This is a genomic window from Vibrio sp. 10N.261.52.A1 (assembly GCF_002876325.1).
Taxonomy (GTDB): domain Bacteria; phylum Pseudomonadota; class Gammaproteobacteria; order Enterobacterales; family Vibrionaceae; genus Vibrio; species Vibrio chagasii.
Genome location: NZ_MCYD01001015.1, coordinates 1 through 15,512, shown reverse-complemented (window position 1 = coordinate 15,512; position 15,512 = coordinate 1). Strand labels below are relative to the sequence as shown.

Genomic DNA, 15,512 nt, shown 5'->3' with positions numbered 1-15,512 from the left:
GCACTCAAACATTCATCGTGCAGGCGAGCTCAAGCCGACAACGTTCCTTAAGGTTCTCAACAAGTTCGACGTTTGGCGCAAGCCAGATCGCCTTAACGACATCTTGCTTTGCTGCCAAGCTGACCACGCAGGCCGTAAAGGGCTAGAAGATCAGCCTTATCCTCAAAAAGCTCGTTTTGAAACGGCCTATCAAGCGGCGCTGCAAGTTGAAGTAAAAGCGATCATTGCCGATGGCTTTAAAGGTAAAGATATTCGAGAAGAGCAAGAGAAGCGCAGAGCGGTGGCTATTGAAAGCGCGTTATCAGAACTCACTGATAGTTAATCTTCAATCTGTTAGTAAGCACGCATTAAAAAGCCCGCAGTTAAGCGGGCTTTTTCAATTCTACGACGAGACTGTGATCAGCGCCTGTTACTGCATCATTAAGAAAGCAAACAGACCACAACCTAGGATTAGGCGGTAGATAACAAACGGCGTCATGCCCATACGAGAGATAAGCTTCAAGAAGAAGTGAATACAGATGTAAGCACTGATGAAAGACACCGCAACGCCCGTTAGCAGTGTACCAACGTGGATTGGATCGCCACTGGTCACAAGCTTAAGGCCTAAGTAGCCACCAGCTAAAGTGATGATTGGGATAGACATTAGGAAAGAGAATCGAGCTGCCGCTTCACGAGTAAAGCCAAGGTAAAGTGCTGCCGTAATCGTAGCGCCTGAGCGAGAAGTACCAGGAATAATTGCCATAGCTTGAGCAAGACCAATAAACAACGCTTTTTTCCAGCCCGCTTGGTACTCATCATCACGTAGGCTTGAGTTCTTATCCACCCACCACAACAACAAACCAAAGACGATGGTCGTTGTCGCAATTACCCATGCACTGCGCAGGTAAAGTTCAACAATGTCCTTCATCAGCAGGCCAAAGATACATGCAGGAATCGTCGCAAGGATGATCATCCATGCCAATTTCGCTTCTTTGCTGCGGTCGCCCTTAAACACTGAGCCGAAGAATGCGCTCAACAACGAAATCACTTCTTTACGGAAATAGATCACGACTGCGGCCAAAGTACCCACGTGAACCGCAACATCAAAAGCCAAACCCTGATCTTCCCAGCCTAAAACCGCTGATGGAAGGATCAAGTGTGCCGAACTGGAAATAGGTAAAAACTCAGTAAAGCCTTGCACCAACGCCAATATAAACGCTTCAAAATAACTCATTACTTACCTTTAAAATTATAGTTTTATATCTACGACAGAGAGCGAGTCTAGTTGCTGCATCTTCTGCCATATTTCACTGACGGTTCTTCCGTCTTGCGGGATCACTCTCGCAGGACAAAGATCATAAAGTGGTTGTGTTACAAAAGGATATTTATAGATATCACTGCGCGGTAACTCTGGAGCAGACTCAGATATCTCATCACCAAACAGCACAATATCAAGATCCAAATTTCGATCCTGAAGCTTGTGTGCATCTTGCGCACGCCCCCATTTGTACTCAATTTTACGAAGTTCTTGTGAAAATTCAGTCAATGAAAGTGGCGTGTCGAGCTCTATCACAAAGTTATAAAATGGATGGCTATCAAAACCGACGGGCTCACAGTGATAGATTTTAGAGCATTTAAGGTTAGTCCCTAACGATTGAAGCTCTGTCCATGCCACCCTTGCATGCTTGTCGCGGTCTATGTTCGTGCCAACACCAACATAGGCGATGGTCATGCTTGACCTCGTTCGATGATCACACCCACCGCTTTTGCTTGAGGAACTGCACCAGGCTTCGCTAGGTGAATTTTAACCCAAGGAACGGAGAACTGAGTCATAATGAGCTCTGCGACTTCCTCAGCAACACGTTCTACGAGTAGAAAACGGCCATTCGCAATGTGATCGAGTACTGCAGTGCTCACTTTCGAATAATCCAAAGCATCAACCACATCATCACTCTTGCCTGCTGGGCGGTTGTCATGAGCCATTTCAATATCAAGAACCAGTTTCTGTTTGATCTCTTGTTCCCAATCGTAAACACCGATCGTTGTAATTACTTCTAGCTGCTCAATGAAAACTTTATCCAGTGCCATGACTTGTCCTTTTAGAGGTCGGATACCCAAATTTGGGAAAAAAACGTATTATTTGCGTAATTCGAGATATGATATCAATTACTCTTGGATTGAGCATTATTTTCCCATCGTTAAGCGTATAACCGTTAAAGGACAGACATGACCCCATTGGCACTTATCATGATCATTGCTGCCTATTTGCTAGGTTCAATCTCTAGTGCGGTCTTGATATGCCGAGTCTTAAGGCTTCCAGATCCTAGAACGGTGGGCTCAAACAACCCAGGCGCAACCAATGTGTTACGTGTCGGTGGCAAAGGTGCCGCAGCAGCAGTATTACTCTGTGATATGTTAAAAGGCACCATTCCAGTCTGGCTTGGTTACTTTCTCGGTATCGACTCAATTATTTTAGGTATCGTTGCGATTGCAGCTTGTCTTGGTCATATGTATCCGATCTTCTTCCACTTTAAGGGTGGTAAAGGCGTCGCAACGGCACTGGGTGCCATCGCCCCAATTGGATTCGACCTAACCGGTATGATCATGGCAACTTGGCTCGTGGTCGCGCTTTTATTTCGTTACTCCTCTTTGGCAGCATTGGTGACAGTGCTACTTGCCCCTTTCTACGCTTGGTTAGTCAAACCGCAATACACCCTGCCCGTGGCTATGCTGTGTTGCTTGATCGTGCTGCGTCACCATCAAAACATCCGCCGCCTACTGGACGGTAGCGAGCCAAAACTCGGACAAAAAAAATCGGCTTAACCTTATATTCAAGATTAAACCGATCATTTCAAACGATAGAAAGTCTACAGCAGGTGCTTACCTAAAAACTCTTTCAGCATAGTGTTTACAAATTCTGGCTGCTCTAGCGAACTAATGTGTCCTGCGCCAGGAATTACCACTAATTCACTTCCCGAAATGCAATCATGCATTAGGTAAGATTCAAGTACCGGGCGTGGTTTATCTTCTTGGCCGACAGCTACCAACACAGGTAGAGCAAAGTTCTCTATAGTTTCAATCATGTCACGACGTCCAAACACCATACGACCAATTCGAGCTACTTGCTCTGCTTGCTCGCCCTGTAGTGCCGATAACTGCTGAGTAAAACCTTCTACCAAAGCTGGCGTGTTAGTTTGTGCGTCATTAGCAAAGAACAACGGCACAACCGCTTCTACGATCGGTTGAGGAACCATCTTAGTTTGAGAGATGGTGTCTAGCATGCTGAAGTATTTCGCGTGTGCAACTTCTGGCTCTAGACCGACAAAAGTGTCCATCAGTACCAAAGATTTGATACGTGCCGGTGCCAGCTCTGCAAGCTCAGTACCCCACATACCACCAACCGATAAACCCACCACAGAAAATTCTTCAATGTTTAAATGGTCAAGCAGTGCCAGAACATGTTGAGCGTAGTCTTTTAGGTTGCCCATTGCGTTCGGTGCTGCTTGAGACTCACCGTGAGACCAAAGCTCAGGCACAATACAACGGTACTGAGATTTTAACGCTTCAACCTGTGGCTTCCACATCGCACTATCCCAAAGGTAGCTGTGTCCTAGTACAACAACCGGGCCTTCGCCTTCGTCTAGGTACGCCATCGATTGATTATCTACAGTGAACTTATTCATCTTCTTCCCTAATCTCTATCAGCAATTATTTATCGACATATAGTCGGTAAGCTAAGATATAAAAACGGTCGCACAAGGCGACCGTTTATCGAAACATTTTGATGTATTACGCAATTGGCTCTAATTGGTCGATCGGCCAACGCGGTGTGGCTTGAACTGAAAGATCAGCAGTCTCACCGTTTTTCAGGCGCTGCATACCGGCATAAGCGATCATCGCACCGTTATCAGTACAGAACTCAGTACGCGGGTAGTAAACCTCGCCACCAATTTTCTTAGCAAGTGCTTCAAGCTCAACACGTAGTTGTTTGTTTGCACTTACACCACCAGCAATCACTATACGTTTCATGCCCGTCTGTTCCAAGGCACGCTTACACTTGATTACCAAGGTGCCACAAACCGCCTCTTGGAATGCATATGCGATATCGGCACGAGTTTGCTCACTATCGTCATTGTCACGAATCGTGTTCGCTGCAAAGGTTTTTAGGCCAGAGAAGCTCATATCCAAGCCCGGACGATCCGTCATTGGACGTGGGAACTTAAAACGGCCCGGCGTGCCTTTCTCTGCTAGTCGAGATAGTAATGGGCCACCAGGGTAATCTAAGCCCATTAACTTAGCCGTTTTATCGAAGGCTTCACCTGCCGCATCATCAATCGATTCACCAAGGATCTTGTATTCACCAATGCCTTTCACTTCGACCATCATGGTGTGACCACCAGAAACAAGCAGAGCGACAAATGGGAACGGCGGTGGGTTATCTTCTAGCATTGGCGCAAGAAGGTGACCTTCCATGTGGTGAACTGGCACAGCTGGTACGCCCCAAGCGTAAGCAATGCTGCGACCAATGGTTGCACCAACAAGCAGCGCACCAACAAGGCCAGGGCCAGCCGTGTAAGCAACACCATCGATGTCTTTAGAGGTTAGGTTTGCCTCTTTAAGAGCCGCTTTGATTAGCGGAATTGTTTTCTTCACGTGATCACGTGATGCCAGCTCAGGTACTACACCACCGTAATCGGCGTGCAGCTTTACTTGGCTGTATAATTGATGAGAAAGCAGGCCCTGCTCATCATCATAAATTGCGATTCCTGTTTCATCACAAGAGGTTTCAATACCAATAATGCGCATAATTTTCTCGGCACGCTTTCGTCTAAAATGGGAAATTAGCGCAATATTACCCTGCCTAAGCTCTTCAAACAAATATTGTACAGACTATAATCGACAAAGTGCTTTACAAAGCCACTCTGATCGGATTAAAATTCCGCACCATTTTTGATCAAGCTGGTTAGAGACCACACTTAATCGAAAGTTGTCTACGGATAATTTTTCTGATTTGGTCATCAGTAGCCAGCGATAATGAATAACCCCTGAGGTGAAAGGCATATGCCAATAGTTAAAGTACGTGAAAACGAACCGTTCGACGTTGCACTACGTCGTTTCAAGCGCTCTTGTGAAAAAGCAGGTATCCTTTCTGAAGTTCGCCGTCGCGAGCACTACGAAAAGCCAACTACAGTTCGCAAACGCGCTAAAGCAGCAGCTCAAAAGCGTCACGCTAAGAAGCTAGCTCGCGAAAACGCACGTCGCGTTCGCCTGTACTAATAACTTAATCCATAAGGACTGAGTTATGGCTCTTATTGAACAACTCAAAGAAGAGCAAAAATTAGCGATGAAAGCCAAGGACAAACCGCGCCTTGGCACTATCCGTTTAGCTCTTGCTGCTGTAAAGCAACGTGAAGTCGACGAACAGATTACTCTGAGCGATGACGACATTCTTGCTGTACTAGTAAAAATGGTTAAACAACGTCGCGATTCTGTTGCTCAATATGAATCAGCTGGTCGTCAAGATCTTGCTGACGTGGAACAAGCAGAAATTGCTGTACTTGAAGGCTTTATGCCTCAACCGCTTACTGAAGAAGAAGTAATCGCACTACTTGATAGCGCAATTGCAGAAGCTCAACCTGCGGGCATGCAAGACATGGGTAAAGTAATGGCTATCTTGAAACCACAAATTCAAGGGCGTGCAGATATGGGTAAAGTTAGTGGTTTAGTTCGTTCTAAACTCGCTTAATCCCAAATCAAATTGCAACAAGCCGTGCAATCCTTCGGAACGCACGGCTTGTTTGTATCTGTAACCCATTCAAACTATTATTATCCACACTCTCTGTTAGTGCATTTTTCTAAGGTTTTATGGCAGGACACATCCCGCGTAGTTTCATCGATGATCTCCTAGCGCGTCTCGACATTGTCGACATCATAGACGCACGCGTGAAACTTAAGAAAAAAGGCAAAAACTACGGCGCTTGTTGTCCGTTTCATAACGAAAAGACCCCCTCTTTTAGCGTAAGCCAAGAGAAACAGTTTTATCACTGTTTTGGTTGCGGCGTACACGGCAACGCCATCGACTTCATTATGGAGTTCGAACGCCTTGAATTTGTTGAAGCTATTGAAGAACTGGCCTCTTTCTTAGGGCTCGATGTTCCAAGAGAACAACGTAGCGGTGAGATTTCTACCGCACCAAGAGCCAACACTGAACAAAAACGTAACCTCTATGATTTGATGGGTGGCATTAGCCAGTTCTATCGTTCTCAGCTAAAAATAGCAGCCAATAAACCTGCGATTGAGTACCTCAAAAATCGTGGTCTATCGGGCGAAATCGTCCAGAAATTTGGCATTGGTTACGTGGCCGATGAGTGGGACTTAGTTCGTAAGAACTTTGGCCAACAAAAAGAAGCCCAAGACATGCTCGTGACCGGCGGCATGTTGATCGAGAATGATAAAGGCAACCGATACGACCGATTCCGTGGCCGTGTCATGTTCCCGATTCGTGATCGTCGTGGTCGTGTAATTGGTTTTGGTGGTCGTGTCTTAGAAGATGGCACACCAAAATACCTAAACTCACCAGAGACGCCTATCTTCCATAAAGGTAAAGAGCTGTATGGCCTTTATGAAGTATTGCAGGCATACCGTGAACCGCCTCAAGTCCTTGTGGTTGAAGGTTACATGGATGTCGTGGCGCTTGCGCAATATGGTGTAGATTACTCGGTGGCTTCACTAGGCACCTCAACAACAGGTGACCACATCCAGATGCTGTTTAGACAAACCAGCACTGTGGTTTGTTGTTACGATGGTGACCGAGCTGGTAAAGAGGCCGCATGGCGCGCTCTAGAAAATGCACTTGAGTACCTGAAAACAGGTAACACACTCAAGTTTCTGTTCTTGCCCGATGGTGAAGACCCAGATAGCTATATTAGAGAACATGGTAAGGCCGCTTTTGAGCAGCTCGTCCAAAATGCAACGCCACTGTCGACCTATTTGTTCGACAACCTGATAGAAATACACAAACTTAACTTGGGAACAACCGAAGGAAAATCGGCACTGCGTGCGCACGCAAGCGCCTTAATTAATAAAATTCCTGACAGTTATTTCCAAGAGTTGCTCGAAAAGTTATTGGATGAGCGAACTGGATTTGATAACCAACTGAGACGTGCTCGTGTTCATACACAAAACCCGACACCTCAACCGCATAAAGAGCTCAAGCGAACTCCAATGCGTGAAGTTATCGCTTTGCTTATCCAAAATCCGAGCTATGCTGATATGGTACCGGATTTATCAAGTGTCAAAGGCTTACCATTGCCTGGACTAAGTTTATTCGTCGAAGTACTTGATAAATGCCACGCGCATCCCCATATCAACACCGGCCAGTTATTAGAGCACTGGCGAGATAATAAACATGAGGCTCTTCTGTCTCGTCTCGCGAGCTGGGAAATCCCCCTCGACGAAGACAATCAAGAAGACATATTTTTAGACTCATTGGACAAAATACTTGCCCAGTGCGTTGAAAAACAAATTGAAAACCTGCAGGCCAAAGCAAGAAGTGTCGGTTTATCAGCCGAAGAAAAAAGGGAGCTACTAGCTTTAATGCTAGATCTAAAAGCGTAACCCTGTTTGATTAGTCAGCATTTAATAAATTTGTTAACATAATTGGTTTGCATTTGAGAATGCAACGTCCTTCACCAGACCTGAAGTTGGATATCATCTATGGATCAAAATCCGCAGTCACAGCTTAAATTACTTGTTATTAAAGGCAAGGAACAAGGCTATCTGACCTACGCCGAAGTAAACGACCACCTACCTGCAGAAATCGTGGATTCTGAACAGGTAGAAGACATCATTCAAATGATTAACGACATGGGCATCAAAGTAGTTGAAACTGCACCTGATGCTGATGATCTAGCGCTTAATGATGACGATGCCAATATAGATGAAGACGCAGCCGAAGCTGCAGCTGCTGCGCTTTCAAGCGTAGAAAGCGAGATTGGCCGTACTACTGACCCAGTTCGCATGTACATGCGTGAAATGGGTACAGTTGAACTACTGACTCGTGAAGGCGAAATCGACATTGCGAAGCGCATTGAAGATGGTATCAACACCGTTCAACTATCTGTTGCTGAGTACCCAGGTACTATCCCATACATCTTGGAACAGTTTGACCGTGTACAAGCAGAAGAGATTCGCTTAACAGACCTAATCAACGGCTTCGTTGACCCAGATGACGATGGCACCGCTGCACCAACAGCAACTCACATCGGTTCAGAACTTGCTGAAACTGATCTGGATGACGAAGACGCAGAAGACGTTGATGATGAAGCTGAAGAGGAAGAAGAAGATACAGGTATCGACCCTGAGCTTGCTCTTGAGAAGTTCACAGCGCTTCGTACTAGCTACCAAAACCGTCAGCTAGCGATCAACGAATACGGCCATGAAAGCCCGAAAGCAATGCTTGCAACAACAATGATGCAAGACGTATTCAAAGAGTTCCGCCTAACACCAAAACAGTTTGATTACCTAGTAAACGAACTGCGTAACTCTATGGATCGTGTACGTACTCAAGAACGCCTAATCATGCGTCAAACAGTTGAGTACGGCAAAATGCCGAAGAAATCTTTCATTGCTCTATTTACTGGCAACGAATCAAGCGAAGCATGGTTAGATGAAGTTCTTGCTTCTGATAAGCCATACGCAGAAAAGATCAAACGTCACGAAGGTGATATTCGTCGTTCAATCCAGAAACTGGACATGATCGAGAAAGAGACCTCTCTGACCGTTCAAAGCATCAAAGATATCAGCCGTCGCATGTCTATCGGTGAAGCGAAAGCTCGTCGTGCGAAGAAAGAGATGGTTGAAGCGAACTTACGTCTAGTAATCTCGATTGCTAAGAAGTACACAAACCGTGGTCTACAATTCCTGGATCTAATCCAAGAAGGTAACATCGGTCTGATGAAAGCGGTTGATAAGTTTGAATACCGTCGTGGTTACAAGTTCTCTACTTACGCTACATGGTGGATCCGTCAAGCAATCACTCGTTCGATTGCCGACCAAGCTCGTACTATCCGTATTCCGGTTCACATGATCGAAACGATCAACAAACTAAACCGTATCTCTCGTCAAATGCTACAAGAGATGGGTCGTGAACCACTTCCGGAAGAGCTGGCTGAGCGCATGCAAATGCCTGAAGACAAGATCCGTAAAGTACTGAAAATCGCTAAAGAGCCTATCTCAATGGAGACACCAATCGGTGACGACGAAGATTCGCATCTAGGTGATTTCATCGAGGATACAACGCTAGAACTACCTCTAGACTCTGCAACGGCAACCAGCCTACGCGGTGCAACTAAAGACGTTCTTGCAGGCCTAACACCTCGTGAAGCGAAAGTACTGCGTATGCGTTTCGGTATCGACATGAACACTGACCATACTCTTGAAGAAGTTGGTAAGCAGTTCGACGTAACTCGTGAGCGTATCCGTCAGATCGAAGCAAAAGCACTACGTAAACTTCGTCACCCAAGCCGTTCAGAAACTCTGCGCAGCTTCTTAGACGAGTAATCACACCTATTGATGTGATTAGCTTTTGAGCATAATTAACAAAAGGTGAGCTTTGGCTCACCTTTTTTGTAGCTGTGTGATTTAAGTGGCTAAGATATAAGCGGAATTGCCCCTTATAGTGTCTAGACACCACTGAATGCTTCCCCTATAATCTATGCCCTACGGCCCCTTAGCTCAGTGGTTAGAGCGCACGACTCATAATCGTTCGGTCCCCAGTTCAAATCTGGGAGGGGCCACCAAATTAGAAAAGCCAGAACAGTTTATGCTGCTCTGGCTTTTTGCTTTTCTAAGCTCGCTATTTATTTACGCCCTACTCGTATCAATACATCCCTGTATGAGTGAACTCCACAGTACACAATGCTAATAGCCTCTCTGTGACTGAGCTTACTTTTCTTTTATAAAAAAATCGGCAATATGAGTGTACATAAATCGCTCAATAGTTCAGGGAAGAAACATGAAAGACGAAACACTCTCGATTCACTTCGGATACGAAATCGATCCAACCACTAAATCCGTTGCTACTCCTATCTACCAAACCGTTGCCTATGAATTTGACGATGCTCAGCATGGTGCTGATCTGTTCAACCTAGAAGTACCAGGCAATATCTACACCCGCATTATGAACCCAACCAACGATGTGTTGGAGAAACGTATGGCGGCGTTAGAAGGTGGTATTGCAGGTTTGGTAGTGAGTGCAGGCAGCGCGGCAATCAACTACGCGATTCAGACATTGGCACAAATCGGTGACAACATTGTCTCAACACCTCAGCTTTACGGTGGCACTTACACCTTGTTTGCTCACATGCTGCCAAAGCAAGGGATTGAAGTTCGTTTTGCTAAAGACGATAAACCGGAGAGCCTAGCAGAGCTTATCGATGAAAAAACCAAAGCGGTTTACTGTGAGAGTATCGGTAACCCTGCGGGTAATATCATCGACCTAGAACGTGTCGCCGAACTTGCCCACGCGCAAGGTGTCCCTGTGATTGTCGATAATACCGTCGCGACTCCAGTGCTGTGTAAGCCTATTGAGTTTGGTGCTGATATTGTAGTCCATTCACTAACAAAGTACGTGGGTGGTCACGGTACAACCTTGGGTGGTGTGATTGTCGATTCAGGTAAATTCCCTTGGGCAGAACACAAAGATCGCTTCCCGGTATTTAATCAACCAGAGCCCTCTTATCACGGTGTGGTTTATACCGAAGCCTTTGGTGAGGCTGCATTTATTGGTCGTGCTAGAACGGTTCCACTACGCAATACAGGCGCAGCCTTGTCGCCAATGAATGCCTTTATGTTGATGCAAGGCTTGGAGACGCTGTCGCTACGTATGGAGCGACATACAGAGAACGCATTGAAAGTGGCGGAGTATCTCAACCAACATGAGAAAGTCAGCTGGGTAAGTTACGCTGGCTTACCTAGTTCAGAGTTCTACCCGCTTGCTGAAAAGTACATGCGAGGTAAGCCATCGGCGATTTTATCTTTTGGCTTAAAGGATGGTTATGAAGCAGGTGTTCGCTTTTATGACGCGCTACAAATCTTTAAGCGCTTGGTAAACATTGGCGATGCAAAATCTCTGGCTTGTCACCCTGCTTCGACGACACACCGTCAACTAAGCGAAGCTGAACAGAAACAAGCCGGTGTGTCACCAGAGATGATCCGCCTATCAGTCGGTATTGAGCACATCGAAGATATCCTTGCAGACCTAGAGCAAGCTCTTAACGCTTAACGCTTAACGACTATGAGCTGAATGTAGATTTACTAAATAGCATGCACAAAAAAGCCCATCATGATGATGGGCTTTCGTCTATTTAAGGGTTTAAGTTAACTTACTCTACCGTTACCGCTTTCGCTAGGTTACGAGGTTGGTCAACGTCAGTACCTTTGATTAGTGCTACGTGGTAAGACAGTAGCTGCATTGGAACTGTGTAGTAGATAGGTGCAGTGACTTCACTCACATGAGGCATCTTGATGATCTTCATGTTCTCATCGCTTTCAAAGCCTGCATCTTGGTCTGCGAATACATAAAGTAGACCACCACGTGCACGTACTTCCTCAACGTTTGATTTCAGTTTCTCTAGTAGGTCGTTACTTGGTGCAATAACCACTACAGGCATATCGGCATCAATCAGAGCTAGAGGGCCGTGCTTAAGCTCACCCGCAGCGTATGCTTCAGCGTGAATGTAAGAGATCTCTTTCAGTTTTAGGGACGCTTCCATTGCGATTGGGTAGTATTCGCCACGACCTAAGAAAAGCGTGTGATGCTTGTCTGCGAAGTCTGTCGCTAGTGCTTCGATCTCTTTATCAAACGCCAGTGCTTTCTCAATGTCAGTCGGCAGTTGGTGAAGCGCTTGCACGATTTCTGCTTCTTTTTCTTCATTGATACGGCCTTGTAGACGACCAATTGAAGTCACCATCATCAGCATTGCTGCAAGTTGAGTTGTGAAAGCCTTAGTTGAAGCTACACCGATCTCGGTGCCTGCACGAGTCATGAATGCGAAGTCAGATTCACGAACCAGTGAAGATCCAGCAACGTTACAGATTGTCATCGCTGACATGTAGCCTTTCTCTTTCGCAAGGCGAAGTGCTGCTAGCGTATCTGCCGTCTCACCAGATTGAGATAACGTAACAAGCAGGCTGTTTGGACGAACCACAAAGTCACGGTAACGGAACTCAGAAGCGATCTCTACGTCACAGCTTACGCCTGCTAGAGACTCAAACCAGTAGCGAGCAGTCATACCAGAGTTGTAAGACGTACCACATGCGATGATCTGCACGTGTTCAACCTTACTTAGGATCTCTTCGGCTTTAACACCAATCGCGTTAGTGATAACAGAAGTATCTGAGATGCGGCCTTCCATTGTGTTGATCAGCGCCGTTGGCTGTTCGAAGATCTCTTTCTGCATGAAATGACGGTACTTACCTTTGTCACCTGCATCATGCTCTGCATTTGATTCAACGATTTCACGCTCAACACGCTCACCTGCAACGTCAAATACCGTCACATCACGACGAGTTACTTCAGCAACATCACCTTCTTCTAGGTACATGAAGCGGCGAGTTACGCTTAGTAGTGCAAGTTGGTCTGATGCTAGGAAGTTTTCACCCACACCAAAACCGATAACGATAGGGCTACCAGAGCGAGCCACAACAATACGGCTAGGATCTTTACGATCAACCACAACGGTACCGTAGGCGCCGTCCAACTGTTTTGCTGTTTTCTGCAGTGCTTCAACCAAAGAAGCTGAAGTGCGAAGTTCCCACTCAACTAGATGAGCGATAACTTCAGTATCCGTTTGAGAAGAAAATACGTAGCCACGCTCTTGCAGCATTGCACGCAGTGCTTCATGATTTTCGATAATGCCATTATGCACTACCGCAATGTCACCAGACATATGTGGGTGCGCGTTTGCTTCAGACGGCTCGCCATGTGTTGCCCAACGAGTGTGAGCGATACCTGTACCACCAATCACTTGTTGCTCTTCTACCGCGTCTGCTAGCTCTTGTACTTTACCTAGGCGACGTACGCGAGTTAGATTTGATTCGGTATCAACCACAGCGACACCCGCTGAGTCGTAGCCACGGTACTCTAGGCGGCGAAGGCCTTCTACTAAAATCTCGGCTACATCACGCTGTGCTACTGCACCAACAATTCCACACATAGTTTGACTCCATCAATTTCGTTTATTCCTATTGGCAGCAAGCAAAGGCCATGTCTTTATTAAGAACAATTATAGGAAGTTAAATGCATAATAGTTAAAATAAGTTGTTAAGCTGGATCCGTTAAGATCACTCGAACATCATGTGATTCAATACTTGCCTGAGATTCTTTGCTCAAGTCTGTATCTGTAATTAAGATGTCGATGTGATCCCATGCCAACTCTAGATTAGGGATCTTTCGTCCCACTTTTTCTGACTCAACCATCACGATCACTTCTCGTGACACTTCAGCCATCACTTTACTTAAGCCAACCAGTTCGTTGAACGTGGTTGTGCCTCTGTCGAGGTCGATACCATCAGCCCCGATAAACAGTTGATCAAAATCGTACGCGCGAAGTACTGATTCTGCGACTTTGCCTTGGAAAGAATCCGAGTGGGTATCCCAAGTGCCGCCGGTCATTAGTAACGTTGGCTCACTCTCTAGTTCATTTAGCGCATTCGCCACGTGTAATGAGTTGGTCATAACAACCAAACCACGCTTAGTATTGAGCTGCTGAATTAGGGCGCCAGTTGTACTGCCACTATCAATCACGATGCGGTTATGGTCGCGAATTAAATCTGCTGCAGCTTTGGCTAGAGAAACCTTTCGAGTCGAAACTTTTTGACCCAATTCTTCGTTTACAACCTCTTTCGGTAGCGAAATCGCGCCACCATAACGGCGTAAAAGCTGACCGTTTTTCTCTAAAGACGCTAAGTCCTTTCTAATAGTGACCTCTGAGGTTTCGAACTTAGCGGACAATTCATCAACACTAACCTCCCCTTTTTCGTTCACTAGGTTAGAAATTGCATGTCTTCTGAGCTGAGTGTTTCGTTTCGACATTTAAAAAAGACCAGTAAGTTTCGATATGAAACACATTATAGTTACAACGAAACTATTTAGTCCATTTATTTTGATCCAAAAAATTAATAAATAGCGATAAAACCTTGTCCTAAGACAATTGTTAAGCAGTGATATTGAATTGATTAGGTGGTAGAATCCGCACCCGAAAAGAAAAAAAATTACAAAACTGACCGTTATTTTTTTGCAACTTTCACCTGATATATTGGTGTAAGTCACAGAAACCCGATGTTGAATCAAAATCTTTTGGTCATAAAATGACTAAAATTGATGAAAGACTTACAACTCTGAAGGGCATATTGGAAGTCCCGCGATTTTACTCAGCAGGCACAAAATGCTGATGTAGCGGACCAATCTTCAGAACTTAAATAAATTTCAAATTGTAACAATACTTACCGGAGAGTACCTTCCATGAAAAAGACCAAAATCGTATGTACGATTGGCCCTAAAACTGAATCTGTAGAGAAGCTAACTGAACTAGTTAACGCTGGCATGAACGTTATGCGTCTTAACTTCTCTCACGGTGATTACCAAGAGCACGGCACTCGTATTGCGAACTTCCGCGAAGTAATGGACAAAGTAGGTAAGCAACTGGCTATCCTTCTTGATACTAAAGGTCCAGAGATCCGTACTATCAAGCTAGAAGGCGGCAACGACGTAGATCTAGTAGCTGGTCAAGAATTCACTTTCACAACTGACACTTCAGTTGTAGGTAACAAAGAGACTGTAGCGGTAACTTACGCTGGTTTCGCAGCTGACCTAAACGCTGGTAACACTATCCTAGTAGATGATGGCCTAATTGAAATGGAAGTTATCTCTACTACCGAAACTGAAGTTAAGTGTAAAGTTCTTAACAACGGTGCACTAGGCGAAAACAAAGGTGTTAACCTTCCTGGCGTTTCTGTTCAACTTCCAGCTCTATCTGAAAAAGATAAGAACGACCTTAAGTTTGGTTGTGAGCAAGGCGTTGACTTCGTAGCAGCTTCTTTCATCCGTAAAGCATCTGACGTTAAAGAGATCCGTGAGATCCTAGACGCGAACGGCGGCAGCGACATCCACATCATCTCTAAAATTGAGAACCAAGAAGGTGTTGATAACTTCGACGAAATCCTAGAGCTTTCTGACGGTATCATGGTTGCTCGTGGTGACCTAGGTGTTGAAATCCCAGCTGAAGAAGTAATCTTCGCTCAGAAGATGATGATCGAGAAGTGTAACCGTGCACGTAAGATGGTTATCACAGCAACTCAAATGCTTGATTCTATGATCAACAACCCACGTCCAACTCGTGCTGAAGCGGGTGACGTTGCGAACGCAATCATGGATGGTACTGACGCAGTAATGCTTTCTGGCGAAACTGCTAAAGGTAAGTACCCAGTTGAAGCTGTTACTATCATGGCTCAAATCGCGAACCGTACAGATT

The 15,512-nt window shown here is 45.4% G+C and carries 14 protein-coding genes, 1 tRNA gene and 1 pseudogene; 9 read left to right on the top strand and 7 right to left on the bottom strand.

All coding sequences use genetic code 11. From position 1 onward, the window contains the following. Positions 1–322 (top strand): annotated as a pseudogene (cca, locus tag BCT81_RS22000) (multifunctional CCA tRNA nucleotidyl transferase/2'3'-cyclic phosphodiesterase/2'nucleotidase/phosphatase); the annotation flags it as partial. A gap of 87 nt (positions 323–409) precedes the next feature. On the opposite strand, the gene BCT81_RS21995 reads toward cca, so the two are convergent. The 3 genes from BCT81_RS21995 to folB are packed head-to-tail and all read right to left on the bottom strand — an operon-like array spanning position 410 to position 2,067. Beyond that, complete coding sequence (locus tag BCT81_RS21995) at positions 410–1,213, bottom strand: undecaprenyl-diphosphate phosphatase (RefSeq protein ID WP_061033569.1); 804 nt, start codon at positions 1,211–1,213, stop codon at positions 410–412. 15 nt (positions 1,214–1,228) lie between these two features. Further along, positions 1,229–1,711, bottom strand: a complete 483-nt coding sequence (folK, locus tag BCT81_RS21990) for a 2-amino-4-hydroxy-6-hydroxymethyldihydropteridine diphosphokinase (RefSeq protein ID WP_061033568.1) — start codon at positions 1,709–1,711, stop codon at positions 1,229–1,231. Next, positions 1,708–2,067, bottom strand: a complete 360-nt coding sequence (gene folB, locus BCT81_RS21985) for a dihydroneopterin aldolase (protein WP_102425838.1) — start codon at positions 2,065–2,067, stop codon at positions 1,708–1,710. The genes folK and folB overlap by 4 nt, the downstream gene beginning before the upstream one ends. Before the next feature lie 138 nt (positions 2,068–2,205). Between folB and plsY the strand changes: the two genes are divergently transcribed. Continuing rightward, positions 2,206–2,802, top strand: a complete 597-nt coding sequence (gene plsY, locus BCT81_RS21980) for a glycerol-3-phosphate 1-O-acyltransferase PlsY (RefSeq protein WP_061033566.1) — start codon at positions 2,206–2,208, stop codon at positions 2,800–2,802. A gap of 44 nt (positions 2,803–2,846) precedes the next feature. Here the strand turns inward: plsY and BCT81_RS21975 are convergent, their stop codons facing one another. Continuing rightward, entirely contained in the window at positions 2,847–3,662 is an 816-nt protein-coding gene (locus BCT81_RS21975) for an alpha/beta hydrolase (RefSeq protein ID WP_102425837.1), read from the bottom strand. Between the two features lie 106 nt (positions 3,663–3,768). Further along, positions 3,769–4,785, bottom strand: a complete 1,017-nt coding sequence (gene tsaD / locus BCT81_RS21970; protein WP_004740786.1) for a tRNA (adenosine(37)-N6)-threonylcarbamoyltransferase complex transferase subunit TsaD — start codon at positions 4,783–4,785, stop codon at positions 3,769–3,771. A gap of 255 nt (positions 4,786–5,040) precedes the next feature. Between tsaD and rpsU the strand changes: the two genes are divergently transcribed. The 6 genes from rpsU to BCT81_RS21940 all read left to right on the top strand — a co-directional run bounded on the left by rpsU (position 5,041) and on the right by BCT81_RS21940 (position 11,263). Next, positions 5,041–5,256, top strand: coding sequence for a 30S ribosomal protein S21 (gene rpsU / locus BCT81_RS21965; protein ID WP_004396009.1), 216 nt, complete (start codon positions 5,041–5,043; stop codon positions 5,254–5,256). A 25-nt stretch (positions 5,257–5,281) separates the two neighbouring features. Then, positions 5,282–5,725: a GatB/YqeY domain-containing protein gene (locus BCT81_RS21960; protein WP_008222517.1), complete on the top strand. Its 444-nt coding sequence runs from the start codon at positions 5,282–5,284 to the stop codon at positions 5,723–5,725. Between the two features lie 119 nt (positions 5,726–5,844). Next, complete coding sequence (gene dnaG / locus BCT81_RS21955; RefSeq protein WP_004740788.1) at positions 5,845–7,596, top strand: DNA primase; 1,752 nt, start codon at positions 5,845–5,847, stop codon at positions 7,594–7,596. Positions 7,597–7,695: 99 nt separating this feature from the next. After that, positions 7,696–9,540, top strand: a complete 1,845-nt coding sequence (gene rpoD / locus BCT81_RS21950) for an RNA polymerase sigma factor RpoD (protein ID WP_004740789.1) — start codon at positions 7,696–7,698, stop codon at positions 9,538–9,540. Positions 9,541–9,703: 163 nt separating this feature from the next. Further along, positions 9,704–9,779, top strand: a tRNA-Ile gene (locus BCT81_RS21945). A 215-nt stretch (positions 9,780–9,994) separates the two neighbouring features. Next, entirely contained in the window at positions 9,995–11,263 is a 1,269-nt protein-coding gene (locus BCT81_RS21940; protein ID WP_102425836.1) for an O-acetylhomoserine aminocarboxypropyltransferase/cysteine synthase, read from the top strand. A 100-nt stretch (positions 11,264–11,363) separates the two neighbouring features. Here the strand turns inward: BCT81_RS21940 and glmS are convergent, their stop codons facing one another. Continuing rightward, on the bottom strand, positions 11,364–13,196 hold the full coding sequence (glmS, locus tag BCT81_RS21935; RefSeq protein WP_102425835.1) for a glutamine--fructose-6-phosphate transaminase (isomerizing): 1,833 nt from the start codon (positions 13,194–13,196) through the stop codon (positions 11,364–11,366). Positions 13,197–13,303: 107 nt separating this feature from the next. Then, positions 13,304–14,074, bottom strand: a complete 771-nt coding sequence (locus BCT81_RS21930) for a DeoR family transcriptional regulator (RefSeq protein ID WP_102425834.1) — start codon at positions 14,072–14,074, stop codon at positions 13,304–13,306. Between the two features lie 429 nt (positions 14,075–14,503). Here BCT81_RS21930 and pykF point away from each other — a divergent pair. Next, a partial coding sequence (gene pykF / locus BCT81_RS21925; protein WP_102425833.1) for a pyruvate kinase PykF occupies positions 14,504–15,512 on the top strand: 1,009 nt, incomplete at its 3' end.